The organism is Pseudanabaena biceps PCC 7429, assembly GCF_000332215.1.
Classification (GTDB): Bacteria; Cyanobacteriota; Cyanobacteriia; order Pseudanabaenales; family Pseudanabaenaceae; genus Pseudanabaena; species Pseudanabaena biceps.
This window is the reverse complement of the sequence record NZ_ALWB01000044.1, coordinates 1-25,983: the sequence shown is the minus strand read 5'-3', so window position 1 is coordinate 25,983 and position 25,983 is coordinate 1. Positions and strand designations below refer to the sequence as shown.

The window sequence follows — 25,983 nt, the reverse complement described above, 5'->3', positions numbered from 1 at the left end:
GGCGCACGCTGCGCGTGCGCCGCAGGTTTTAGGGTTTTATATTTAATTAAGCCCACTTGCTTAGTCTTTAAGTATCTTGCATTCTAGCGCGTTGGAGCTGGTAAATGAGTTGCAATGTTAGGGCAATTATGACGGAAATTTGGGCTGAGAATGCCAAAATGATATCGGAAAATTTGATGTTTGATATCACCAGCCAAGGAAATCCAAAAAATAGCCATAGACCAGCATGGCGATCGGGATTAATTGATAGACTCACCATGATTAATACGGGCAGAAAAACCAATGCCGAAATGGTTCCTGTTACCCATGCCGATGGATTTCGTGTTTTCAGGAATAAAATTAATTGGGCAATTAGAGAGAACACAAGGATTGTGAGGACAAAGGAAGCCAATACAATCAGCGCCTTACCGCGAATTTCTGATGCCGTCCATGTATTGACCCAAATCAGAATCAGTACTTGGGTGAATATCAGATTGAGCGCGATCGCGATCGGGGCAGGGCTTTTGTCCGACCAAATCAAGTCACGGATGATATAGCCCAATCCCGCTGGCTGTCCTTCGTTAGTCGCTAAGGCTCCAAACCTTACCCAATCCAGTAATGCTTGCCGTTGCGGCGTTAGGGCCGCGATCGCTAGTAAAAACAAAAAGCAGTTGGGGATATAAATAAGGAGTAATAAAATTAATTGAAATTCGATCGTGGATGAGTTCGACGATGGTATCCGCATAAAGCTAGATTGCATACAGAATCCCAACATCAAGATCTGGACATAAACCGCCATAACATAGCTCTGCCCCTTACTAATAAGCGTAGATGCAGGATTATGAAAGCGCCGTTGCAAGATCCGCCAAATCGCCAAACTAAAAATTCCCAAGTTAACAATTGTAAAAGCATGGGAAGCCCAAATATTGGATGTAATGGATAAATACCACCATTCCGCATGAATCGGTTCGATTCTTCCACCCACTAGGACTTGGCTAAACGAACTCCATGTGGTGAAAATATTCCACCACATAAAGGCGGGAGCAAACCAAATGAAGGTAATGAAAGCAAATACTAATGCTCCTGCTGAGACCTGTCCGCCAAATTTAGCTTGCCATCCACTCAGCAAAGCTAGCAATAGCGATAAACTGAATAGGAGAAAGGCAGTTCCTATCATCAATATATAAAAACTGCATAAAAAAGCGATCGGTACATTCGCGCCGATCGCCGAGGCAAGATGATAGGGAATTGATAGTCCGATCCCCAAATAGGTAAGGATGGGTACTCCCATAAGCTTGCCCATCAATACGTTAATGCTTGATCGCGGACTGATGCGGATAAAGTTCAGTGTGCCTTTATAGTCCTCCAGCGAAAGATCGGCGACAAGGCTATAAACCCCTGTAAAAAACAAAATAAATGGTTCAGTCCATGTAATAAATCGAAACTGCTCCAGCCACCAAACTTGCCAAGATGGGGTACAGCCAAACCCGCGCATCTGGGTATAACATTCCTGCATGGGGATGCGCTGACTGTAAAACAAAAGCAGCAACGTCTGAAATAACAAAGATAATCCGATCGCAACAATGAGATTACGCAATTTAAGCTTGCCCCGAATTTCCCGCAATAGTTGCGGATTCCAGTTGCCGATATGATCGAGCCAAGATATTGCCTGTGGAGAATCCGATGGAGAATTATGCATGAGTTATTCTAGGAGATCGCGAAGATTACGAAGATTACTTATTTAGGCAAGTTTAGACAAGAATTTAGACTGGAATTTAGGCAGGATCGTTAAGGTAATCAAGCATGATTAAATTTTATGATATTTAAATTTTATGATGTTTAAGTAGCTAGGGATAAGTAAACTTAAAACCTAGAAGAGCATACCGCCCGCGTAGCGGGCGGTATGCTCTCTGGTTTTAGTTTTTAATTATGCCGAACTACTTAATATTTTGCACTAGTCTTCATCATCACCATCAAACATCTACCTAATCCCCATGCCCAAAGAGAGAGATAAAACTAGCGAAACCAATCAAGATCACCTCTCAAATTACCCAAAGAAACAAATCCCCTTAAATAATTCTCTAATAACTCCCACTAGTCAAAAATTTCGCATGGGATTACTTATGGTTTTAGTTAGTGGCAGTTTATTGGTTTTTGGGCGATCGGTTATCGATAGCACCATCGGCAAACCCACTCCTTTTACATTTCCTGAACAGATCACTTTAGAGCCAGATCAAACTAAATTAGAAGCCCAAGGAGATATTGTCGATCCCAAAGAGTTTTTTGGACAGCCCAAATATTTATTTGGAAAGAAGTATAAGTATTCTTTAGATGGGATGCCCATAGATATTGATTTAAGATATGCAGTGGGTTCGGAAGGGGATCTTTATTACTACATTAAGGGCGTAACTAATATTGAGATTAGTGAAGAAGATTTACGCAAACAATCCATCCGCAAAGATCCGATCGGATTTTATGCAACTTTTACGAGGCAGGATCGGGTCTATCTTACGGCTTGCATTAATCCCCGTGGCATTTCTACAGTTACTAGCGAACAATTTAACGACAATGCTAGCTCTCGCGTAATGGATCGTGATATTTTAATTGGCTGGTTACTCGGACAAAAAGATCTGCGCGATCGCCGCTGTCTCTGGACTTTGATGTCCACACCAATAACATCAGAAAGCGATCTCCATGCGACCAGTCAAAAATTAGAGAAAGTGTGGATTTCATGGTATGAATGGTGGAAACCGAGGTTTCCTCAACCTTAAATCAATTTCTCATTTTGACTTGTAAATCTTCGGCATTTAAATCTTCGGTATTTAAATAGAAAAAGCCGTTATTTACTTCAGTGCTAATCGCTGCAAATTTAAACTAAATTTATGGTTTTCACTTTAAAAATATGAGTAATACCAATTCAAATTCTACTGAGGTAATTACTGCAAACTTACTTCGCTTCGCTGGCTATGGACTTTTACTATTAGCATTTTCCAATTTCTTTGACGCAATCATTCCTCCCCAATTTGGCAAAGATGCACCTTGGGAATTTAGTACGTTAGGCAAGTTAGTTGGCACTTCTCCAGTGCCAATTATTGGTTTAATATTAATTTTCTACGGTGAATCTACAGCTCGATCGCCCTTTGGCAAAAAAATTCTGAAGTTTTTGTCATGGCTATCATTATTGCTCAGTATTATTTATGTTCTGATGCTACTGGTTGGGATTAGTGCAGCTATTCGCATTAACAATGACAATAATAATCAAGCTAGTTTAACGTTATCCCAGCAACTCGCTCAGTTTAATACGGCTAAGGAAAATTTAAAAAATACTAACGATGCTAATTTATTGAGGGCAGCGGAATTTCTCGAAAAGCGATCGCCCAATATTAAATTGAATAAATCCAATCCAACAGAACTAAGGAAGCAGCTCGAAACAGAGATCGGCAAAAACGAAGAGGCGATCAAAACGAATATCGATACCAGTAGAGGTAGAGCGTTTCGCCAATTGATCAAACAAGCAGTCAAATGGTACTTTGAAGCCATAGTTTCAGCGGTGGTTCTATTCGGCATTTGGAGTCAAACTAAATGGGCGAGAACATCCATCCGTCGCAAGAAAAAATCGAAGGCTTCCACAAGTCTTGGCGATATTGCAGGTGCACCTACCCTCGATCTCGAGTCCCCTAATTCCCAATCCAAGGATTCCCCATCGACTAGCACTGAAGAACAAAACTAATTCTCCAAAAACTGAGAGGTGGCACTTTGTGCCACCCCTCAGTTTTTGGACAGCAAACCAACGTCAATTCAAGTTAAGCTGGCAAATTTTAAAATCCCAAAAGTAAAAGCCTTGCTACGCAAGGCTTTTACTTTTGGGCTTTGAGAAAGGGTTTGCATAGCAAACCCTTTCTCAAAGCCCGTTTCAAATTATCCCGAACTCACGTTACTTACAGCGATTTTCGATCAAAAGAACCACAAGAAAATTTTTGAAAGTGTTGCTAAGCAACACTTTTAAAAATTTTCTGGGTTTGGATTTGAGCGCAAAGCGCTGTAGAAAGCTAAACGGAATTTAGCGATCGTTTGAGTATCTTGTTCAGAAGATGCAGTTCATCAGTCAATTCAGTCAATTCAGTCACCCCAATCAATTGTTGGACTTTTGACAATTTACGAGAAATCTCGATAATAGATGACGCTGTGAGCCAAAATGAAGATGATTGTAAGATGCATGAACTTGATGTTTTTGCCATCCTTCCGTCGGATATTGTAAATGGGAATCGTAACCTTGGAGAGAATAGAGGGGACGATCGCTTATTTCTGTTAAAGATGAGCGATGAAATTCATGTCCCCAAACTTGATCGCCTTTTTTGACTAACGGGCTATCTCGTAAGGCGATCGCCTGTCGATAGCCCAAAGTGAGCCGCTTACCCATTTTGGCTGCCGTTGCGAAAATATTTACCATCGGGAAAGATTTATCTTCAAAATCGACAATGTGATCGCATAGGTACATCAAGCCACCACATTCGGCATAGGTAGGAACTCCTACGGCGATCGCCTTGTAAACGGATTCTCTTGCGGTTTTATTTTCAGTCAACTCGGCAGCAAATACTTCTGGGAATCCGCCGCCAAAGTATAAACCTTGGATATTTTCAGGTAAGGTGCGATCGCTAATTGGACTCCAAGGAACTAATTCGGCTCCCATTTCTCGAAATAAATCGAGATTATCGGCATAGTAGAAACTAAAGGCTTTATCTTGGGCGATCGCAATCCGAAGCCCCCCACCCCCCAGCCCCATCTCCCGCAGGAGATGGGGAGCAACTATTACTCCCCTATCACCATGGGAGAGAGGGTGAGGGCTTCCCATTAATGGTAATAATTTCTCCCAATCAAAACAAGTTTCGCCAAGATATGCCAAGCGATCGATAATGCCATTGAGATCGGACATTTCGGCGGTGGGAATGAGTCCTAAATGGCGATCGGGGATAGCAATATTATCTTGACGACGGAGAACGCCAAGAATTGGCAGATTTAAAGGCTCAAGAGCTTGGGTAAGCAGTTCTAAATGGCGATCGCTACCTACTCGATTGAGAACTACGCCTGCAATCTGAATGCGCGGATCGAAGGTGCGATATCCGTGGGCGATCGCAGCAATTGAACGAGATGTGCTAGCACAATTGAGAATTAAAACCACTGGTACGTTTAATAATCTGGCGATATGGGCAGTACTGGCGGTGTCATCCTTTCCCGTCGCCCCATCGAATAGTCCCATCACTCCCTCAATCAGAGAATACTCGGCAGATCGAGAATGCTTAGCAAAGCAGGATCGCACGTAGTCTTCAGATGTTAAAACGGGATCGAGATTGCGGCAGGGTAGTCCCGTGATATAGGAATGGAACATCGGGTCGATGTAATCGGGACCAACCTTAAAGGATTGCACTAAGGTTTGATTAGATGGCGATCGCGCTTTCAGGGCTGCTAATAGCGCCAAAGTCACTGTGGTTTTCCCCACACCACTACGTTCACCTGCGATAATAATTGCCATTGCCTAATTTTCCTAGCTGAACCTAATGCACCGTATTGCTACTATATCAGGGGGCTGGAACCAGTCCACCGACAGCGTTGTTTTTGTCGATCAGCAACCCGCACCAATTGTCATCATCACTGCTGCCGATACGGATATCCAAACCCTTGCGGCGGCTACTGCCCAATTACCTGAAGATTTTCCGCAGATTCGGGTAGTAAATATATTGCAGTTGCAGCAACAAATAGCGATCGATACCTATGCAGAAGAGGTTTTAGGAAACGCCAAGGTAATTATTGTCAGATTAATTGGGGGACAGTCTTACTGGAGCTATGGATTAGAAGTCGTTAAGGAAACGGTGGCAAGTACTGGTGCAATCCTGATCGTATTGCCAGGGGATGAGCGTCCCGATCCGAATCTAACTAGCCATTCCACAACAACGCTTACGATCGTGAATCAGGCTTGGCAATATTTCATTGAAGCAGGAATATCTAATTATCAGAATCTATTGAAGTTTATTGCGAAAGAATTTTTAGATATTGCATCAGAATACGAACTTCCGCAATCAGTGCCTAGAATAGGGGTTTATGAAGCGATCGTACCTCAATCTTCTGTCTCCGTTTTAGAGGTTGATCCCCCCCAGCCCCCCTTGAGAAAGGGGGGAGAATTTTCTTCTTCCCCCTTTTTAAGGGGGATTGAGGGGGATCTTGGATTGGTGGCGATTCTTTTTTATCGCGCTCATTATTTATCGGGAAATACAAGAGCGATCGCGGCTTTATGTGAAGCATTGCGCGATCGCAATTTAGAACCTTTACCCATCTATGTTTCATCACTCAAAGAACCCGATGTCCAAGCGGAATTAATTCGCTATTGCTTGCCCGAATCCGATCGGAAAGTAGATGTGATTTTAAATACGACCAGCTTCTCTTTAGCCAGTTTAAAAACGGATACGCCGCAAGTCGATCTATGGGAAGCTTTGAATGTGCCTGTGTTTCAGGTGATTTTTAGTGGTGGGCTGAAGAAAACTTGGGCAAATGGTACGCAGGGGCTAAATCCTCGCGATATGGCGATGAATGTGGTGTTGCCTGAAGTTGACGGCAGGATTATTACGAGGGCGGTCTCTTTTAAAGCGATGCAGGGGCAAAATCTCGCTTTGCAAACGGAAGTATTGACCTATGAACCCGTGCGATCGCGGATTAATTTTGTAGCCGATCTGGCGGCGAAATGGGTTGAGCTAAAACAAACTAAGGTGGGCGATCGCAAAATTGCGCTGATTCTTGCCAATTATCCCAATCGTGATGGCAGATTAGCCAATGGAGTCGGTTTAGATACCCCAGCAAGTTGTTTAGAGATTCTCAAAGCTTTGCGAAGTTCGGGCTATAGCGTCGGGGAAATCCCTGAAACTAGCGATGAACTGATGAAGTTATTAACGACAGGTGTAACTAATGATCGCGAATCCTTTGGATTGCGTCAGGTCTATCAATCGCTATCTTTAACTGATTATCAAATCTATTTCCAGAATTTGCCTGAACCTGTTCAAAGTGGAATTAGTACAAGATGGAATCAACCTAAGCAAGAACAGGAATTTGCGATCGCTGGTATGCAACAACCTAAGCAAGAACAGGAATTTGCGATCGCTGGTATGCAATTTGGCAATATTTTTGTCGGTATTCAACCATCACGCGGCTATGACCTCGATCCTACGCTCAATTACCATGCGCCAGACTTAGAGCCAACCCATGACTACATGGCTTTCTATCATTGGGTGCGCGACAAGTTTAGCGCCCATGCGATCGTCCATATTGGCAAACATGGCAACCTCGAATGGCTTCCTGGAAAGAGTGTGGCGCTATCAGAAAATTGCTATCCTGAAGCCGCTTTTGGCGCAATGCCCCATTTCTATCCTTTTATTGTCAATGATCCTGGGGAAGGCTCTCAAGCAAAAAGGCGATCGCAAGCTGTAATTCTCGATCATCTTACACCGCCCATGACTCGCGCCGAGCTATACGGCGGCTTGCAGCAATTAGAGGGCTTGATCGATGAATATTACGAGGCGGAAACTTTAGATCCTTCACGTTTAGGGATGATTCGCGATCGCTTGATAGACACGATCAAACAGGAAAATCTCCATCAAGATTTGGGGATTTCTCTAGATCGCTTAGAGGATTCGCTGAATACAATTCTCACCACTGCCGATGGCTATCTCTGCGAGATTAAAGAAGCACAAATTCGCGATGGGTTGCATATTTTCGGGCAATGTCCAGAGGGACGACAGTTAAGGGATTTGGTAGTAGCGATCGCCCGTAATCCTACGACTAATCGGATGGGTTTAACTAGGGCGATCGCGCAGGATTGGCAGCTAGATTTCGATCCATTAACTGCGAATTTAGGCGAGTTACTTGAAACGAGTTCGCATCCACGCTTAGCGAATTGTCGGATTATTGGTGATGCTGTGGAGGTAATAGAGGAATATGCAGCGGATTTGGTGGATGTCCTCATCTCTTCTCGATCCCCCTCAATCCCCCTTAAAAAGGGGGAAGAAGAAAATTCTCCCCCCTTTACAAGGGGGGCTGGGGGGGATCTAAACCTTGAAACGCAGACAGAACTAACATGGATTCGCGATCGCCTCCTCTCCTCTCTCTACAAAACTAATCAAGAAATTACGAATCTCCTGCGCGGACTCAATGGCGAATATGTGCCCAGCGGTGCATCAGGTGCGCCGACAAGGGGCAGACCCGAAGTGCTGCCCACTGGACGCAATTTCTATTCTGTAGATATTCGCGCTGTGCCGACGGAAACTGCTTGGGATATTGGGCGCAAGGCTGCGGATGTGCTGATCGAAACTTACACGCAAGAACATGGCGAATATCCACAAACCCTAGGGCTATCGATTTGGGGAACTTCGACCATGCGAACGGGTGGCGATGACTTAGCCGAAGCTCTCGCTCTGCTGGGTGTACAACCCGTTTGGGATGGCGTATCGCGTCGCGTGATTGATTTTGAAATCCTGCCTTTATCAATCCTAGGTCGTCCCCGTGTCGATGTCACCTTGCGGATTTCAGGATTCTTTCGAGATGCATTCCCAAATCTCATCGATTTATTTGATAGTGCGGTGAATGCTGTGGCGAATCTGGACGAACCTGCCGAGCAGAATCCCTTAGCCGCGAAAGTCCAAGCAGAATCCGCACATTGGCAAAGAGAAGGATTAACCTTAGAACAAGCCCAAGAGCGATCGCGTTATCGCATATTTGGCTCAAAACCAAGTGCCTATGGTGCGGGTTTACAGGGCTTGCTCGAGTCGCAAAACTGGGAGAGCGAGCAGGATCTAGCCCGTGCCTATATTAATTGGAGTGCCTATGCCTATACCAGTAAATCTGAGGGCAAATCAGCCCCTGAAGCCTTTAATCAACGCCTCAGTAATATGCAAATCGTGCTGCAAAATCAGGATAATCGTGAGCATGACATTCTCGATTCCGATGATTACTATCAGTTTCAGGGTGGGATGACTGCCGCAATCAAATCTATATCTGGCAATGCCCCAGAAGTATACTTTGGCGATAATTCACGGATGGCGCAGCCCAAGGTTCGCAAATTGAGTGAAGAGATTGCGCGAGTTTATCGATCGCGGGTCGTTAATCCCAAATGGATATCGGGAGCAATGCGTCACGGCTATAAGGGGGCTTTTGAGATGTCGGCAACGCTCGATTATCTGTTTGCCTATGATGCAACGACTAATTGTGTTTCCGACTTCATGTATGAGGGTATTGCGGAGGCATATATTTTTAATCCTGAAGTCCAGAATTTTATTAAGTCTAGCAATCCTTGGGCGTTGCGTGATATGTCGGAACGCTTACTAGAAGCTAATCAGCGTGGGATGTGGCAGGAAGTGAATGCAGATATGTTAGATCGCCTAAAGGCGATCGCTAATGATGCCGAAGGGGCGATCGAATCGCAAACAGGGCTTACTGACTGAATAATTTACCATTTACTAATTGCATCAGTGAGATGCAGAGCCGCAGCCTGTACGGAAGCGATCGCCCTTGTATAACCCAATCGCGTTGGTCCTAATACACCCACCGTTCCCACAGGCTTATCATCGCAGAGATAGGTACTAGAAATAAAAGTACAGTTCTGAATTGGCTCAATGGAGATTTCGGAACCAATTCTAATGCTCACGGAATTAGCAGAAGGACTCGGCTGATCCACAATCAGCGCCATCAACGAAGCGCGATCGGCTTCAAGTAACTGCACGATATTTTGCACCTGTCGCAAATTAGAAAACTCAGGCTGACGCAATAACTCAGTTAAGCCACTAATAAACATTTGTCCGAGAGCCGTGCGATCGCATAATTTCATCAACTGCTGTAAAGACTGTTGCAACAATACGGCATATTGCTGAAACTGGCGATCGAGATCGTCCCATTGCAAAGCGCTATTCAACTCCGACCAATTTTTATCGCGCAGATGTTCGTTTAAAAAATTATTGAGAATATTTAACTCGCCTTCCAAAATTTCAGGCTTAGTCTCGCTAGGTAAATCCATCGTTACCGAAGCGGTGTGATAGGTGTCGCTTACGGCGATCGCCATTACCTTACACCGATCCACCATCACCAACTGCAAATGCCTGATGCGCATTGTCTGCATATTCGGCGCAGTAATCACCGCAATACAACCGCTTAAGGTCGCCAAAATCTGCGCGACATCACGCATCACCCCATCGAGACTAGACTTGCCGAGGCGATCGCTTTTACTAGCAAGAAATTGGTGAGTACTGTAGGTAAGCTCGCTAGCGGGATCAATCAATTCATCAACATAAACCCGATAGCCTGAATCCGAGGGGACACGTCCCGCCGATGTGTGGGGCTGAAATAACAAACCACTGCGATCAAGCATATTCATGACATTACGAATTGTCGCAGGGCTAATATCAAAGTCGTACTCTGACACCAAAGCCTTAGAACCAACTGGTTCCGCTGTGTGAATGTAGTGATCGATAGTTGCCCAAAGAACTTTTTGTTCGCGATGGGTAAGGTGATGCTTCATGGGTTAGGGCAGTGCAATGAAAAAATAAAGTGAAAAAATAAAGTGAAAAGTGAAAAATAAAATATTAAAACGGAAAAAATAAAGTATTAAATTTTTATTGCTAAATTTAGCTTCTACAAATCAAAAGCTTACCTAATACAATACCCAGATTGTGAATAGATCTGGTAGCAACTCGTACATCTAAGCAAATTCTGTCACGCTAAAAAGCGTTTTTAAACTAATAAGACCCAAGTTAGCTGCCACCTAAGTTAGCTACAATAACCAAATGTCATTTGAACGCACAGATTCGGATCTCTTAATTTATCGATAGAATATCGCTCGAAGCAGTCTATTCTGACCTTAAATTTGATAATGTAAACACTTCTAAGACATCTGCAACTTTTCCCGTCCTCACCCCATAATTTTGGTAAGCGATTAACAACCTTCATGGAAAAACAAGAGCAAGCTACGGCAGTTGAGCAGCAATATCTTTGGGCAGTCGGTCTGGATACCGATACCTTTCCGCCCGACTCGCTGGTTGCCGATCGCTACCATGTCCTCTCTTCGCAAATTGTTGTGGATACGGATGCTTACTCCCTGCCAGAGTTACCCCTTGAATTTCAAACCTATGTGGTTTCTTACCTCAAGCTATCGAGATTGAGTTTGCACCTGCCCCGACCTTACGGACTATTGTTGCTCGGTGAAGAACTCAATCTTTCCGAAGTATTTTTGTTGGAAAACGTCCCCATCGATCGCCAAGGCAAGTTATGTCCCACCCTAGCCGAAGCATGGGCCGAAGCCTCCGCACTACGACAGATTAATTTGCTTTGGCAAGTCCTCAACCTCTGGCAACCTTTAGCTGAGCAGAATATGACGCGGACTTTAATCGATCCCCGATTAGTACGGGTCGATGGCATGTGGGTGCGCCTGCTGGAATTGCAAGCTGATGTTGCTGCCGTGCATATTTCCCAATTAGGTGATATCTGGGTACAGTGGCTCGATCTGGCTAAACCAGAGATTGCCGAACCGATCGCTGAATTTTTCTATAGTCTGGGACGCGGCGAATACGACATTAACGGTGCGATCGCCCATCTGGATCGGATGGCTCTCAATGTGATGGAGAATCAGCCCCTCAATGTCAGGATTGCCAGTGCTACTGATGTGGGGATTCAACGCGCGGATAAGGGCAATGAAGATGCCTGTTATCCAGATGCCAAGCGCCAAAAGCGTACCGAACAACCTGAAGCCCTCCGCGATCGCTTAGCGATCGTTTGCGATGGTCTGGGCGGGCATGATGGTGGCGAAGTGGCTAGCTCTCTAGCAATCAAGACCCTAGAGCAACAACTAAAAACCCTATTGCAACAGGCGGAAACCGATCCCGATTTTTCGGCCCAAGGTTTTATTGCCCAGCTAGAAATGGTTGCCCGTGTCGTTAACAATCAGATCGTGGCAATTAATGACCAGCAACAGCGTCAAGCCCAAAAAAGGATGGGAACAACACTGGTTATGGCAGTGATGCCCCGTCCTAATGGCAAGATGAGCAATGAGGTATATGTCATGCATATTGGCGATAGTCGCCTCTACTGCATCACCAAGGATAGCCTGCGTCAAGTTACCCTTGACGATGATGTAGCAACCCGTGAAACTACCCTAGGCTACAATTTTTATGCCTATTCATCCCAAAGGATCGATGGGGGAGCCTTAATTCAGGCTTTAGGCACTAGAGGCTCAGACATGCTCGTGCCCCGCGTCCAAAGATTTTTTATCGATGAAGACTGCCTATTGCTGCTCTGTTCCGATGGGTTAAGTGATTTCGATCGGGTCGAGCAGATTCGCGATCGCTATCTCTTCCCGATCCTCAGTGAAAATCAGTCCCTTGATCGCGGTTGTCAGAATTTGATCGATCAAGCTAACCAACTCAATGGGCATGACAATATTACGGTCGCTCTGATGCGCTGTCGATTTGCCCCTGAGGATGTAGAGCAAGATCTTGTTAATGAAAATCAGATCACCACAGAAGTTATCAATCCCTCCCCAGAAGCCGATACAGAGGACATTCAAGCTGAATCTGAAGAGGCGGCAGGCGCATTAGCCTTGACATCATCATCGAAATCGGAATCTGCGGAAGATCCAGATTTCGATCTCGATGAGTTTGAGTCGGCAAAGACGGAATTAGCCGTTCCCAAACAGACCAATAGCGCATTTATTATCATTTTAATTTTAGTGGCGTTAATTCTCGGTAGCGGCTTGGCGGCAATGCAGTTCCCCCAAGTTAAAAACTGGGTACGCCAACACCTACCCACCAGTCTCCAGAAATTTGCGCCTTAAGCTTTATGCCTTAAGCTTTATGCCTAAACTTTATGCCTTAAAATTTGTGCCCTAAACAATGAATCTCGCATCACAGGCAATCGTCACGGCAAGTCAAATGCAAGCGATCGAAACTTTGATTTTCCAAGCAGGAATGCCCGTGGCATCACTGATGGAAAAAGTTGCCCTAAAAATTACGCAGCGCTTAACCGAGCTATATCCCCCTGAACCTTACAAAAGGATCGGGATCTTGGCTGGTTCGGGACATAACGGCGGTGACGCGTTAGTGGTAGCGAGAGAATTGCATCATCAAGGGCGACAGGTCAAGATCTATCAACCCTTTACCAAGTCCAAACCCTTAACGCGAGTGCATGGCTGCTATGCCCAAAGTCTGGGTATTCCTTTTGTGGCTTTAGCCGATTTGGGCGATTGCGATCTCCTCGTTGACGGTCTATTTGGGTTTGGTTTAGATCGAGATGTGATCGGTGATGGGGCGATCGCCATTGACACCATCAATAGCTGGCAAATTCCAGTTCTCAGTATCGATCTACCTTCAGGCATCCATAGCGATCGCGGTAACGCCATGGGAACGGCAATCCGCGCGACCCATACCCTTTGCTTGGGTTTGTGGAAAAGGGGACTATTGTCCGAAGCCGCCTCTCCCTACATTGGCAACCTCGAAAGAATAGGGTTCGACATCCCCGAAAAATCGATCCAAGAAATCCTTGGCGATCGCCATCCCCTATGGCGCATCGATCCGCTCGAAGTGATCAGCGATCGCTTACCGATCGCGCGATCAGCGATCGCCCATAAGTACGATATCGGGCATTTACTCTTAGTCGTCGGCTCGGAGCGATACGGTGGTGCAGCTATACTAGCTGCCTTAGGCGCAAAGGCAACGGGTGTTGGCATGTTATCGATCGCCGTTCCCCATTCTCTCAAACCATTGATGCTCGCCCAAGTTCCCGATGCTCTGGTCATCGGCTGTACGGAGACCCCATCGGGCGCGATCGCCTCGCTCCCCGACTTAGATTGGCAAAAATACCAAGCGATCGCTTGTGGTTGTGGACTTTCCCTTGATGCAGGACAAATTGTGGAGCAGTTAATTAATAGCGAGCAACCACTCCTGCTTGATGCAGATGGATTGAATATGCTAGCTGCTATGGGGAAAGTCCGCATCAATCAACAATTACCCAATCGTAACAGTGCCACAGTTTTGACCCCCCATTGGGGAGAGTTTTGCCGACTATTTCCAGACTTGCGCGAGGTTGAACGCCTAGCAGCCCTGCAAATTGCGGTAAGTCAAACCCAATCGACCATCTTGCTAAAGGGGGCAAGAACGGCGATCGCCAGTCCGTCCGATACTATGCCCCGATCTAATTTTCCAGCCGATTCTCAAGTCTGGATCAATCCAGAAAGTACGGCAGCCCTAGCCAGAGGTGGTAGTGGTGATGTATTAGCAGGAATGATCGGTGGTTTGTTAGCGCAAGGAATGACCGCCAAGGATGCCGCGATCGTCGCGACCCTGTGGCATTCTCAGACAGCAAGATGGTTAGTAAGACAAAGGACAGAAATGGGGGTCGATCCCGTAACTCTTGCTCAAAATCTATTGCCATTTTTACAGGATTATCCTAGCAAGATAGTAAAAACTTAGGTGTTTCAAGTATCTAGGCGCACAATCCCCAAATTTTCTGGGAGTAATCAAATTTGCCCATGGATAAATTTAGAGAGCGATCAGAGAATGATCACTAATAATAAAAACACTACCACCGCAGCGTAAGACTGGAAGATACAACCGCCAATGTTAATTTCAGTCATTGTCTTGCTCCTGCATTTGTAAACTCTTGATGTGTTTAGTATCTGTTCTTTACAATCTGGAGTAAGTGATTTGGGCTTTAGCAATTAGCGATCGTGAGTACGGAGAATTAGCGATCGCTGATTTGATTGCTTGTGATATGAACGTGAAGTTAATGCGAGCGTGATCACAACAAGTTCTGCTTAAAGCAAAGATGAGTGGCGGCGCAAAGCGCCGCCACTCATCTTTGCGGTTTTGATTCGCTATCGCTATTTCTTACGTTGCTATTGCTATATAGCTGCTGTCAACTGAATTAGAGCCCAAAATAGTGTTGCCGCGCGGAGCGCGGCAACACTATTTTGGGTTTTACTTTTGTCCTAACAAGACTGGCGGCAGATATATATAAAAAAGCAATTTCACCACAACGGTAAAATTGCTGCTTGATGTGAGGAAAATAGTCTATGGTTTAGACAATATTCGCATAAAAAAGTTCATTAGCTGATTATCTGATAACCCATGAGCTATCTCGAAACTACCGCTGAATTTTATAAAGAGGCAGCGAAGACTCCTCAGGTTGGGCTATGTTGCATCAGCACGCCACCGCTGCAATTTCCCAATCTCAAGATCCCTGAAATCATGCAGCAAATGAACTATGGCTGTGGAACGACTATCCATCCGACGGAATTGCGCGGCAATCCTAAGATTCTCTATATTGGGGTTGGTGGTGGTTTGGAAGCCCTCCAATTTGCCTATTTTTGTCGTCGGAAAGGAAGCGTGATCGCGATCGATCCCGTAGCGGAGATGCGCGAAGTCGCGAAGCAAAATCTGCAACTAGCCGCAAAAGATAATGATTGGTTCGACCCAGAATTTGTAGAAATATTAGCAGGAGATGCTTTCTCACTGCCTGTTCCCGATGCTTCGATCGATGTGATTGCCCAGAATTGTCTGTTCAATATTTTTGAGCCTCAGGATTTACAGAGGGCTTTACAGGAAGTTTATCGCGTTCTCAAGCCCAAGGGTAGATTAATTATGAGCGATCCGATCGCCACTCGTCCGATTCCTGCCTCTTTACAATCGGATGAACGGTTACGAGCTATGTGTCTCTCAGGTGCAATGACCTACGATGAGTATATCTATTCTCTCATCAATGCAGGCTTTGGACAGATAGAAGTTCGCGCTCGTCGTCCCTATCGGCTCCTCGATACCCATAGCTTCGCTCTCGATACACCTTTGATGCTGGAGAGCTTAGATTCAGTATCTTTTAAAGTTCCCATTCCTAGCGATGGAGCCTGCGTTTTTACTGGAAAAACCGCAGTCTATCATGGCATTGATTCCTATTTGAATGATCGTGCAGGGCATCTCTTACAAAGGGGTAATCCTCTTGCAGTATGCGACAAAACCGCGAAAAAACTTGCGGAAAAGTTTCCCGAAGAGATAATTATTAGCGATTCCACTTGGCATTATAACGGCGGAGGTTGTTGTTAATGTTAGAAATCTTTCACTGGATTGAAAATCTTGGCTATTGGGGTGGACTTGCCTTCCTGTTTGTCTATATTGTTGCCACGATCGCCTTTATCCCTGGTTCAGTCTTAACCTTAGGAGGAGGAGCGATATTTGGGGTGCTTTGGGGATCGATCTATGTGTTTATCGGTGCAACTTTAGGCGCGATCGCGGCTTTTTTAATCGGACGTTATTTTGCGCGAGATTGGATTGGCAAAAAGATTGAAGGCAACCAGAAATTTATGGCGATTGATCAAGCTGTCGCCCAATCGGGCTTCAAAATTGTGCTTTTAACGCGGTTATCCCCGATATTTCCATTTAGTTTGTTAAATTACGTCTTTGGTCTTACTAATGTGGGTTTAAAGGACTATGCGATCGCTTCCATCGGGATGCTTCCTGCCACAGTTATGTATGTCTATATCGGGTCTCTTGCGGGCGACCTTGCGCGTATTGGTAGCGACACCCCACCCTTAGATCCCCCATTGCAATGGACAATGCGGATCGTTGGTTTGGTGGCTACAATTGCCGTGACTATATATGTCACAAGACTTGCAAATAAAGCGATCGCCGAACTAAATATCAAATAAAAAACTGCACGTAGCGCTGTAAATCATAAAACCCCAATGGTGGTGCAAAGCTCCACCATTGGGGTTTTATCAGACACAGCAATAATTACGAGAAATTACTTAATGAAAAGCATTTCTTGGTATGTAGGCAATGGCCATAGGTCATCGGCAACTTCACCTTCCAAGGCATCAACGTAACCGCGAATTCCATCCATCAGAGGACGAACAGTTTGAGAAAGGAACTGCATATGCTCTTCTACAGAAGCAAAATCATGCTTGGATAGGGCATCGCTGAGCTTGCTCACTCCATCGATCGCCAACTTAGTCAAGGATGCGACTTTCTCAATAGTTTCCTTATCAAAGTCCACACCGATTTCTTTCAAGCTGAGGGAAGCATTACCGAGATCGGCAAGATAACGAGTCGCCGCAGGATAAATCAAGGTTTTCACCATGCTGACAACCAATTTCGCTTCCACCTCGATCGAGAGAATATATTGCTCAGCATAGGTCTCGAAGCGGCTTGCTAGCTCAACAGGAGACAGCACTCCCAATTTGCTGAACAATTCCTCAATGTAGGATTCCTTAAGCACTGGCAGAGCATCGGCAGTTGTGCGTAGGTTAGCTAGACCGCGTTCTACGGCAAGCTTGTGCCATTCTTCAGAGTAGCCATTGCCATTGAAAACTACTGCTCCATGAAGTTCCATCACTTCCTTGAGAACAGTCGTAATCGCAGAACTCAAGCTCAATCCCTTTGCTAGTTCGGCTTCGAGCTTTTCTGCCATCCAGTTTAGGGAATCAGCCAAGATGCTATTCATGGCAACGAGAGGACCAGCCACGGATTGCCCAGAACCCACAGCACGGAATTCAAAACGGTTGCCAGTGAAAGCAAAGGGTGAAGTACGGTTGCGATCTCCAGGATCGGTAGGCAAGATGGGCAGAGTATCTACACCAATATTCATCAAGCCCTTGCCCGTCGAACTCTTCAGTTCACCTTGACGAATCTGCTCGAATACGTCTTCAAGTTGAGAACCGAGATAAACGGAGATAATTGCAGGAGGAGCTTCGTTAGCACCCAAGCGGTGGTCGTTACCCGCAGTTGCAACAACCGAGCGCAACAGAGGTCCATACTTGTGAATCCCGCGAATGACCGCACCACAGAATACGAGGAACTGCGCATTGGAGTGGGGGGTATCACCAGGATCGAGAAGATTACCTTGAGTTGCATTACCAACCGACCAGTTAACATGCTTACCAGAACCATTAATACCTGCAAAGGGCTTTTCATGAAGCAAGCAAACAAAACCATGCTTTTTAGCGGTGAATCGCAGCATGGTCATGATCATTTGTTGGTGATCCGTTGCTACGTTAGCAGCTTCAAATACTGGAGCAATTTCAAATTGTCCAGGGGCTACTTCATTGTGACGCGTTTTAGCAGGAATGCCAAGGCGATAGAGACGCTCTTCCACATCTTGCATGAACATCTGTACACGTTCTGGAATCGCCCCGAAGTAATGGTCATCAAATTGCTGTCCTTTAGCCGAAGGCTTGCCAAATAGAGTTCTTCCTGCAAGCAGTAGATCGGGACGAGCATTGGCGAAGTTCAAGTCTACCAAGAAATATTCTTGTTCTGCACCACAGCTAGAGTTAACGGGAGCAATCTCCTTCTCGCCCAAAATTTTCAAAACCTTGGTTGCAGCTTTGTTCATCGCTGCATTGGAACGTAATAGTGGGGTTTTCTTGTCTAGAGCTTCACCAGTCCAAGATACAAAAACTGTGGGGATGCAAAGGGTGGAACCATTATCGGTTTCCATGATGTATGCAGGGCTGGTTACATCCCATGCTGTGTAACCGCGTGCTTCAAATGTGGAGCGAATACCGCCATTGGGGAACGAAGATCCATCGGGTTCGCCTTGGACGAGTAATTTGCCTGCAAATTCTGAAATTGCCGAACCGTCGCTCTGGACAGAGATAAAGCCATCATGCTTTTCGGCTGTTGCGTTGGTTAGAGGATAAAAGACGTGGGCGTAATACAATGCACCTTTAGAGATTGCCCAATCTTTCATTGCTAAGGCGATCGCGTCGGCTACTGAGACATCAAGAGGTTCGCCAGTTTGAATTGTCTTCTTGATCGATTTAAAAACTGTCTTGGGTAGACATTCTTGCATCTTGCTCAGAGTAAACACATCGGTTGCCCACAGTTCTTCCAAGCGCTTCGGTGCTTTTTTGGGCATTGGTTCGCGATTGGTGATCTGATAAATAGCTTGAATGCGTGACTCGTTTCCGCTCATGATTATTTTAGGGAGTATTGTCAGGTTTTTATAATCATACGCAAGATATATTTATCAAATGGCTAAAAAAGATACCGAATTGATCGCATTTGATTGGTATAAACGCGCACAAAATTTTTGGCGATATAAATCGTCTTTTAATCTTCAGGTAATATTCGTGGATTGGCAATGCTTTTGACTGTTCTTACTCCCTTCCCAGTGAAGAAATTAGATGTTGCGGCGCGAAGCGCCGCAACATCTAATTTCTTGGTTTTGTATGTCTATTTCTTTGGTGGGAAGGGAGTATCAATATTTCTCAATCCTTCGATAAATAAAGCGATCGCTGTCAGCATCAATAGTCCTAATCCTGTCCGCCAAAGGATTTGCCAGATGAGCGGGAGATAAGAGATGAGAATGGCGATCGTGCCACACATGGCTGATATGGGAAATGCAAGGAATATTCCAAAGATGAAGAGTGCAAAGAGTTTCAGGAATAATGTAGTGAATTTTAATAAATCAAACATGATTGCTTCTCCTATCTGACTTAATGCATAAAAATAAAATTTAGCTTTTCTCGTTGAGTAAAGCTTTGAGATACTCTCGAAAGTCTTTGTATCCTTCTAATGGGGCAAGTGCGATCGCAACGGCTCTAATTCTTACTGAGTTACCGCTATCAATGGCAGTAGCCAACTTATCTAAGAGTTGGAGCTTATAATCATTATTGTTTTTAACACCCTCCATTTCAATTCTTAATTTCTCTGCTGCTGCTCGATCTTCATCTGCCGAACCTCCTAAGTTAGCAATTATGCCAATTATTAGTTCTGAGCCATTGGGAGTGATGCGTCCAATCGCAAAAGGACAAACTCGGCTTGTACAAGTAGGTGTAGTTAGTGTTCCAGTAAAGCTGCCACTATTAATCTGTTGAATTCCATTACCGTTATTTTCAAAGGAGTTGTTTGCAGGAGTAGTTCCAGTAAGTGCAGATGAGTTAGTGTTTAAGTTTACTGGGGCATCTTGTGCGATCGCTTCACCAATTGGAACGTTAAATAAAAACAAAAATAATAAAAATCCAATTTTTCGCATAGCTGCAAGCAATGACTAGTTTTTAGGTTCTCCAAAAGTAAAAAGCGATCGCCATTACGAGGGCGTAACAGGCGATCACTTAGATAAATCAAAGGATTTTCTTAACGGCGATTAGTCCAGAAAGAAATTTTACTATTGTTTTTACTAACCTCAGCACCTTTACCGTTATAAAGAAGTGAAGTAACGTTATTACACTTAGCATCAGTCGAGGCAATCTTTCCTCCGTTGTTAGCTCCACGCACTGACACAAAACCTTTGCTATTTAAAGACTCAAACAGAGCAACGTGTCCATAAGTCGTATCTGCCCAAGGAAAGCCAGCTTCCATCACAACAATATCACCAGATTTTGGCGATTGTGTCTGAGTAAACCCATTCTTTTGCAAAAAACCATCATTCCAGCGATTTGCTGCGGGGAAGTTTTTTAGATTAAACTTATTGGCAACATAATCAGTACACCAGCACCATGAAGCTTTTGATTGAGAAGATGCGGGGCTAGAAAACGAGAGCAAATTGATGCCAACCAGTGTAGCAACAACAGCTATACTGGTGACAAATTTTCCAGTCAATCGTGGCATGGAGAATCTCCTAAAGATCTAGTATGTAAACAATTTGAATAATTTTTAACTCAACCGCTTAACCAAGTGATTGAATCTACAAACACACTAAATCAATCATTCGAGATTCATGACAAAAATGCAGAAATGCACTAGGTAGGGTCTTTGTGCAAAAATGCACAGACAAAAATGCACATAAACTTTGTCTAGTGCAATGCAGATTTACCCGTAGCAGAACTGGGTAGATAAAGGAATATCGTCACCGTATTCATAGGCGTTTTCTATCCATAGCTCACGAGCTTCGTTGATATTGGTAACGGCTTCTTTGATAGTTTCGCCTTGGGTGAGACAGCCATTTAGGTCTTTGATTTCGGCTACATAGCCACCATCAGGATTGGGATAGAAAGTGATGGGATAGGTGAGTTTGAGGTAGTAGTCTAAGGACTGACGTTGAGAAGTTGATTTATTGGGTTTAGTTATTGTCATCTTTCCAATTCTCAGAATTTAGATTTTCCAAAATTTGGCAGTCAAAATTGAGTCAACATCACGGCTAAATTGCCATGTATCAAGAAATGGATACTGTGAATATTCACCTCGTACATTCTGAAGTGCAACCTTAAAGCATTTATCAAAGTTGTCGATAAAGTGACGCTTGAGGCTTGGTGATTGTTCGAGAATTTGTTCTAATTCAAATCTTTGAGTTCTAATAGTTACTTCCCATCCTCTAAACTCATTTGGCATATCCAAATAACAACGCTTGAGAATATGCTCAATTAGAGTTTTGAGACGACTGGCGACCTCCCGCTTATCTCTACCTGCCAAACCCTCTAACTCCTCTATCAAATTTTCAATATCAACATTTTGTAAATCCCCCGATCGCAATTGGGAGATTACTGTTTCTAGCCACAGGTTGAGATCGGTGTCATAAAGTGTTTGCTTGACCATTGCTTGAGTCATGATCTTTTTCCGATTTTATTGGTGCGATCGCTTAACTTTTCTATGATGGCATAGTATCATAGGCACTGTCAGCTACAAGGGCTTAGTAATGGGGCATAGTGGAAAAACAGCAGTTTTTAGATAAATTTGAAGAACTGAAAAGTCCTGCTAATGCTGAACGATGGGCAGTGTTGCAATTGTGGCTAGTTGAAGCAAAGTCTGATGGGGAGATTGCTAAGGCTTTAGATAAAGATCGCTCAACGGCTACGCGCAAAATTATCGAGATTTGCAAACATTTTGGGACGGAAGCTAATGGTAAAAAAGAGCAACGTCAGCATCTTGTGCTTTTATTTCGTAGGTATTGCAAGGATTTTGAGGTGCATCCTAGTATCTATCCAGATTGGGTAGATGGTGATTCGAGTGATCGCCCCCAGCCCTCAACTAATCCCCAAAATATCCCTATCCCTACTCCCGAATCAATTCCAGAATTAACAACCCTTGAGTTTATTGGACGCGATCAAGATCGCTCCCAAAAACAAACTAATCTTCAAAATATTTTGATCACCCCTGACGAGATTCAAGATTTGCTGTACTTAGAAGAGAAAGTTATAATATCTGAAAGTACTTCTATTATTGAGAATAATACTGAAAACATGAACATCCAGCAAAAAATTAATAGGGTTCTAGATTCTCATGCTAACGCTTCTAGAGAAAGACTATACGGAATAGAAAATTATTTGGAGCAATTGAAAACATATTTAGAAAATAAATATGTTTGGCTAATTAGCGTAGTGGGTTCTGGCGGAGTTGGTAAAACTTCAGTAGTAGAGAAGTTAGTTAGAGATTACGGGGCTAATGTAGGCTTTACTGATATTGTATGGGTTACTGCTAAGAGAAGATATTTTAAAGTAGAAGATTTATCAGAAAAAGAGATTATTGGTTCTTCCATAAATCTTGAAGCATTGGTAAGTAATATAGCCACACAGCTTCAAATAACCTTGCCAACTTCTCCAGATTTTAAAGTTCAGTTTAAATATTTGCAGAACAAACTTAAACAAGCCCCTTATCTTATCATAATTGACAACTTAGAGACGTTAGAAGAGTATAAGCAATTAATTCAGGGATTTAATCCATATGATTTATCCAACAATCTATCTCCAAGTAAAATAATTATGACTTCAAGACAGAAGCTCCAATCAGAAAATAGCCAGTTGAAAGAGATTGAGATGAAAGGAATTGATCGACCATCTACTGTGGAGTTAATAAGATATAAAGGTGATCATGTCGAACGTATCGCCAAAGCAACAGATGAACAGCTTTACCCAATATTTACCGTGAGTGATGGTATTCCACTTATTATATTACTCATAGTCAATCTAATAGCAACTAACCATCAATTAACGCTTAGCCAAATTATAAACAAAGTTTTACATGAAGAAAATCTTTCTTCATATCTCTATTTCGAGGCATTAAACTCTATTTCAGATGAAGCTTATAATATTTTGCGTACATTAACAGGATTTAGCTCAAATTCAAGTATATGTTATGAAGATTTAAAAATATCTTCTAACTTAGATGACAATGATTTTGATGAAGCTATTTTAGAACTTATAAGATGTTCGTTATTACAAAATACTTGCAGCCTTATAGACAAGCCTCGATACGCAATACATAGTATACTCTTTGAGTTTATCAAAAGATCTGAATCAGAATAAAAATATTGTAAGAAAACAAAATATGTATAGCTTAAAAAGTAGAAATTCGAGAGTTGATAAAAAATTTCATAATGGCAGGATGTTTCTTAATATGTTGGAAGACTATTTGACATCATCAGAAGAGAATACGCTTATTGATAATATTATTCAATCTATTGAGGATAACATCCGTAATCCAGAGAATCTGGATACCTGCAATTTGGTGCTAAGTAGATTTACATACAAAGCTATACAAACCAACTATTCATCAGAATGGTTGAGGATAATCAATAAGTTAATTGGAACATACGAGAAAACAAATAAATCCGTTCCATCTAATATATATCTGGCAAAAGCAACTTGCTTAGCTCAGTTTTACACATTTGACAGCAAAATTGAAATCTGTCTTAAAAAATCTATCTCATTAAGTAAAAGCGACTTAGAGAAAATTGAAGTTCTAATTAGGCTTGCTTATTACTATGACGGTATTGGCAAGTACACCAAAATGGAGAAAACATTATTATACGCTGAGTCAATATGTCAGAAAGATTTTAGTGTTCATGTAAATATGGCTGATATTTGGTGTGCTTTGGGATGTTTAAAGTTTATAACGTTTAATTTAAATAGTGCATTAAAATATTTTCAAAAGTCATTAAGGATTTTAAATTATCTAGAAGAAATAGATGATAATTCCATTGCTTCAATGAAATTCACAAAAACATTCACTACTTGCTTACATTATTTAGGAAGAATAAAACTAGAGCGATACAAATTCAAAGAATGTATTGATTTTTACATTCAAGCCGAAAAAAAGCTCAGCAATTTTTGTAATAATAATGAAATCACCCAAGATATCGGAGCAACTGCTTTTTATCATTTAAGACTAGCTCAAGTTCTTGAAATATGTGGAGTCGTAAATAGTGCTGATTATCATTATCAAGAGAGTGTCAAATTGTTTGATCAAAAGAATCCAGTTCCTTCTGGATTATCACAAGTAAAGCTTGCCATATCTCAACAAGAAAAAGAGGTTAAAGAATCTATTCACAAGAATATTGAGATTGGCTATAGTCGAGGATATTTATTTGCCTGTGTAAAATTATTCTTGATATATTGTAAAAGTCTTAAAGTCCATTTAGCCTTACTTTTGATTTTCCGTGTATTTTGCAAGCTTTTAACCGATAAAACAATTGATTTCAACTATATAACAATTCTAATTAAACAAATATTTCTTAGTTCTTATGGACTAGGAATTTATCTTAAACTAAAAATTATTCAACTTAAATTAGTTAAATCAGATGAACTTTTAACTGCCTGCCCATGTTCGGATCTTGGTTGTAAAAACCATGTAAAGCAAAAGGACTAAAAGCACTAGAACTTTTCGCACAAATGGAAGCGCCGAAACAAATTGGGAGAGTTAACAAAGCCTTTGGAGGAAACATACAATGAATACTCAAATAGTCGATGCGATTTAAGAGAATCGTTAAGCACATGAGTAATACAAAGACTTTTGATACAATGAAAGCAGATTTCATAAAAAACATTCACTAAGGTAAATGTAATGTCCCTATTAAACCTTGAGTATATAACCAACCAAGAAGGACAGCCCACCGCAGTCGTCATCCCCATCGAGATTTGGCGGCAACTTTTCCCCATTGACAACATCTCTTTAGAAAATCTTAGCGAAGCCATAGAAGATTATTGTCTCAATAAAGCGATGGATGAAGGTAAAAACACTCCTCTTTATTCCCGTGCCGAAGCTCTAGCCTTTTTAGAGGATTAGATTGGAAGACCAAAATGGAAGTAAAGTATCGCCAATCATTTTTAAAAGATCTCAAAAACCTGAAAGGCTCATCAGTATATCAACGTATCTATGAAATTGCCTTTACAACTTTACCTGAAGCTCAAAGCTTGCAGGAACTATCGAACATAAAAGCCATGCAAGGATATTCAACCCGTTACCGAATTAGAGTCGGTGACTATCGCATTGGCATAGAAATTTCCGACAACACAGTAGAAGTCATCCGCATATTACATCGTAAAGAGTTTTATCGTTATTTTCCTTAGAAAATGAGTGGCAAAATCCCCAAAGCATTTGAACAAGGAGCGAAGAAATGAGTATCACTTTAAACAGCATTCAGCCAACATTGCACGAATTAAAACTAGGCTTAAAGGAACTATATGGCGATCGCCTTGTTAAGTTAATCCTATTCGGTTCCCATGCCAGAGGCGAAGCCAATCCCGACTCAGATATTGACTTACTCATCGTTCTTAAAAACAATATCTCCCAATTCCAAGAAATCCTCAATATGTCAGAACTGCGGGTAAGAATGCTATTAGAGCATGATGAAATCGTTTCTATTATTCCTATGTCCGAAGAAGACTTCCATACAAGAAATGTTGCTTTGCTACGAAATATCAGAAAAGAAGGAATTGAATTATGAATGAATTCAAAAAGCTAATCTCCTTAGCACTAGAAGAACTAGACATTGCAAAATTGTTGCTCGAACGCGAACATTATAGAACCTGCCTGTCCCGCTCCTATTACTCCATGTACTATGCAACCCAAGCCTTATTGCTATCCAAAGACTTAGATGTTTCGACTCATAAAGGTACAATTCGTCTATTTAGGGCTTGCTGAAAAAGGCAGAAACAGTTGCAATCAGTAGTTTCCAAAGGTTGTAAAAGCTGATAAAATGCAAGGAAAAGCCCAAAACAAGAAAATCCTTGCATCAATAAAATTTTATGTACCGACGTTCCGCAAAAGGACAACT

At 42.9% G+C, this 25,983-nt stretch carries 22 protein-coding genes; 13 read left to right on the top strand and 9 right to left on the bottom strand.

Going from position 1 to position 25,983, the window contains the following annotated elements:
* Positions 1 to 67 precede the first annotated feature (67 nt).
* Entirely contained in the window at positions 68 to 1,678 is a 1,611-nt protein-coding gene (locus PSE7429_RS07270; RefSeq protein WP_009626468.1) for a hypothetical protein, read from the bottom strand.
* 412 nt (positions 1,679 to 2,090) lie between these two features.
* Here PSE7429_RS07270 and PSE7429_RS07265 point away from each other — a divergent pair, with 412 nt between their 5' ends.
* Both PSE7429_RS07265 and hpsJ-A read left to right on the top strand, forming a co-directional pair.
* Entirely contained in the window at positions 2,091 to 2,750 is a 660-nt protein-coding gene (locus tag PSE7429_RS07265) for a cyanoexosortase A system-associated protein (RefSeq protein ID WP_040687642.1), read from the top strand.
* A 131-nt stretch (positions 2,751 to 2,881) separates the two neighbouring features.
* Positions 2,882 to 3,709: an HpsJ-like protein, cyanoexosortase A-associated gene (hpsJ-A, locus tag PSE7429_RS07260; protein ID WP_009626466.1), complete on the top strand. Its 828-nt coding sequence runs from the start codon at positions 2,882 to 2,884 to the stop codon at positions 3,707 to 3,709.
* A 402-nt stretch (positions 3,710 to 4,111) separates the two neighbouring features.
* On the opposite strand, the gene PSE7429_RS07255 is transcribed toward hpsJ-A, so the two are convergent.
* Positions 4,112 to 5,509, bottom strand: coding sequence for a cobyrinate a,c-diamide synthase (locus PSE7429_RS07255; protein WP_009626465.1), 1,398 nt, complete (start codon positions 5,507 to 5,509; stop codon positions 4,112 to 4,114).
* Between the two features lie 25 nt (positions 5,510 to 5,534).
* Here PSE7429_RS07255 and cobN point away from each other — a divergent pair, with 25 nt between their 5' ends.
* Positions 5,535 to 9,461: a cobaltochelatase subunit CobN gene (cobN, locus tag PSE7429_RS07250; protein ID WP_009626464.1), complete on the top strand. Its 3,927-nt coding sequence runs from the start codon at positions 5,535 to 5,537 to the stop codon at positions 9,459 to 9,461.
* Positions 9,462 to 9,466: 5 nt separating this feature from the next.
* Here cobN and hrcA read toward each other — a convergent pair whose 3' ends face one another.
* Complete coding sequence (gene hrcA / locus PSE7429_RS07245; RefSeq protein WP_009626463.1) at positions 9,467 to 10,531, bottom strand: heat-inducible transcriptional repressor HrcA; 1,065 nt, start codon at positions 10,529 to 10,531, stop codon at positions 9,467 to 9,469.
* A 426-nt stretch (positions 10,532 to 10,957) separates the two neighbouring features.
* Between hrcA and PSE7429_RS07240 the strand changes: the two genes are divergently transcribed.
* From PSE7429_RS07240 to PSE7429_RS07225, 4 genes are all read left to right on the top strand, one after another.
* Positions 10,958 to 12,838 carry a protein phosphatase 2C domain-containing protein gene (locus tag PSE7429_RS07240; protein WP_009626462.1) on the top strand — a complete coding sequence of 627 codons (1,881 nt, stop codon included), beginning with the start codon at positions 10,958 to 10,960 and terminating at the stop codon, positions 12,836 to 12,838.
* Positions 12,839 to 12,896: 58 nt separating this feature from the next.
* On the top strand, positions 12,897 to 14,471 hold the full coding sequence (locus PSE7429_RS07235) for a bifunctional ADP-dependent NAD(P)H-hydrate dehydratase/NAD(P)H-hydrate epimerase (protein WP_009626461.1): 1,575 nt from the start codon (positions 12,897 to 12,899) through the stop codon (positions 14,469 to 14,471).
* A gap of 657 nt (positions 14,472 to 15,128) precedes the next feature.
* The gene (gene arsM / locus PSE7429_RS07230) at positions 15,129 to 16,097 is read left to right on the top strand and encodes an arsenosugar biosynthesis arsenite methyltransferase ArsM (RefSeq protein WP_009626460.1); all 969 of its coding nucleotides are present in this window, start codon (positions 15,129 to 15,131) and stop codon (positions 16,095 to 16,097) included.
* Complete coding sequence (locus PSE7429_RS07225; RefSeq protein WP_009626459.1) at positions 16,097 to 16,699, top strand: TVP38/TMEM64 family protein; 603 nt, start codon at positions 16,097 to 16,099, stop codon at positions 16,697 to 16,699. Before arsM ends, PSE7429_RS07225 begins: the two co-directional genes overlap by 1 nt.
* 95 nt (positions 16,700 to 16,794) lie before the next feature.
* Here PSE7429_RS07225 and PSE7429_RS07220 read toward each other — a convergent pair whose 3' ends face one another.
* The 6 genes from PSE7429_RS07220 to PSE7429_RS07195 form a co-directional block, all read right to left on the bottom strand.
* Complete coding sequence (locus tag PSE7429_RS07220; protein WP_009626458.1) at positions 16,795 to 18,966, bottom strand: glutamine synthetase III family protein; 2,172 nt, start codon at positions 18,964 to 18,966, stop codon at positions 16,795 to 16,797.
* Positions 18,967 to 19,226: 260 nt separating this feature from the next.
* Entirely contained in the window at positions 19,227 to 19,469 is a 243-nt protein-coding gene (locus PSE7429_RS07215; protein WP_009626457.1) for a hypothetical protein, read from the bottom strand.
* Positions 19,470 to 19,509: 40 nt separating this feature from the next.
* Complete coding sequence (locus tag PSE7429_RS07210) at positions 19,510 to 20,028, bottom strand: hypothetical protein (protein WP_009626456.1); 519 nt, start codon at positions 20,026 to 20,028, stop codon at positions 19,510 to 19,512.
* 101 nt (positions 20,029 to 20,129) lie between these two features.
* A complete protein-coding gene (locus PSE7429_RS07205) occupies positions 20,130 to 20,603 on the bottom strand; it encodes a CHAP domain-containing protein (RefSeq protein WP_009626455.1) in 474 nt (157 codons plus the stop codon).
* Positions 20,604 to 20,804: 201 nt separating this feature from the next.
* Positions 20,805 to 21,068: a type II toxin-antitoxin system HicB family antitoxin gene (locus PSE7429_RS07200; protein ID WP_009626454.1), complete on the bottom strand. Its 264-nt coding sequence runs from the start codon at positions 21,066 to 21,068 to the stop codon at positions 20,805 to 20,807.
* 18 nt (positions 21,069 to 21,086) lie between these two features.
* Positions 21,087 to 21,539, bottom strand: a complete 453-nt coding sequence (locus tag PSE7429_RS07195) for a DUF29 domain-containing protein (RefSeq protein ID WP_009626453.1) — start codon at positions 21,537 to 21,539, stop codon at positions 21,087 to 21,089.
* Positions 21,540 to 21,637: 98 nt separating this feature from the next.
* On the opposite strand from PSE7429_RS07195, the gene PSE7429_RS07190 reads away from it, so the two are divergent.
* The 6 genes from PSE7429_RS07190 (at position 21,638) to PSE7429_RS07165 (ending at position 25,850) form a co-directional block, all read left to right on the top strand.
* Positions 21,638 to 23,233, top strand: a complete 1,596-nt coding sequence (locus tag PSE7429_RS07190; RefSeq protein WP_009626452.1) for an NB-ARC domain-containing protein — start codon at positions 21,638 to 21,640, stop codon at positions 23,231 to 23,233.
* Between the two features lie 106 nt (positions 23,234 to 23,339).
* Positions 23,340 to 24,575, top strand: coding sequence for a hypothetical protein (locus PSE7429_RS07185; protein WP_144052492.1), 1,236 nt, complete (start codon positions 23,340 to 23,342; stop codon positions 24,573 to 24,575).
* Positions 24,576 to 24,770: 195 nt separating this feature from the next.
* The gene (locus tag PSE7429_RS07180) at positions 24,771 to 24,992 is read left to right on the top strand and encodes a hypothetical protein (RefSeq protein WP_009626449.1); all 222 of its coding nucleotides are present in this window, start codon (positions 24,771 to 24,773) and stop codon (positions 24,990 to 24,992) included.
* Between the two features lie 14 nt (positions 24,993 to 25,006).
* Positions 25,007 to 25,276: a type II toxin-antitoxin system RelE family toxin gene (locus tag PSE7429_RS07175; protein WP_009626448.1), complete on the top strand. Its 270-nt coding sequence runs from the start codon at positions 25,007 to 25,009 to the stop codon at positions 25,274 to 25,276.
* Positions 25,277 to 25,323: 47 nt separating this feature from the next.
* Positions 25,324 to 25,653 (top strand): nucleotidyltransferase domain-containing protein, encoded by a 330-nt coding sequence (locus tag PSE7429_RS07170; RefSeq protein ID WP_009626447.1) that lies wholly within the window; start codon positions 25,324 to 25,326, stop codon positions 25,651 to 25,653.
* Positions 25,650 to 25,850 carry a HEPN domain-containing protein gene (locus PSE7429_RS07165; protein ID WP_009626446.1) on the top strand — a complete coding sequence of 67 codons (201 nt, stop codon included), beginning with the start codon at positions 25,650 to 25,652 and terminating at the stop codon, positions 25,848 to 25,850. The genes PSE7429_RS07170 and PSE7429_RS07165 overlap by 4 nt, the downstream gene beginning before the upstream one ends.
* Positions 25,851 to 25,983 lie beyond the last annotated feature (133 nt).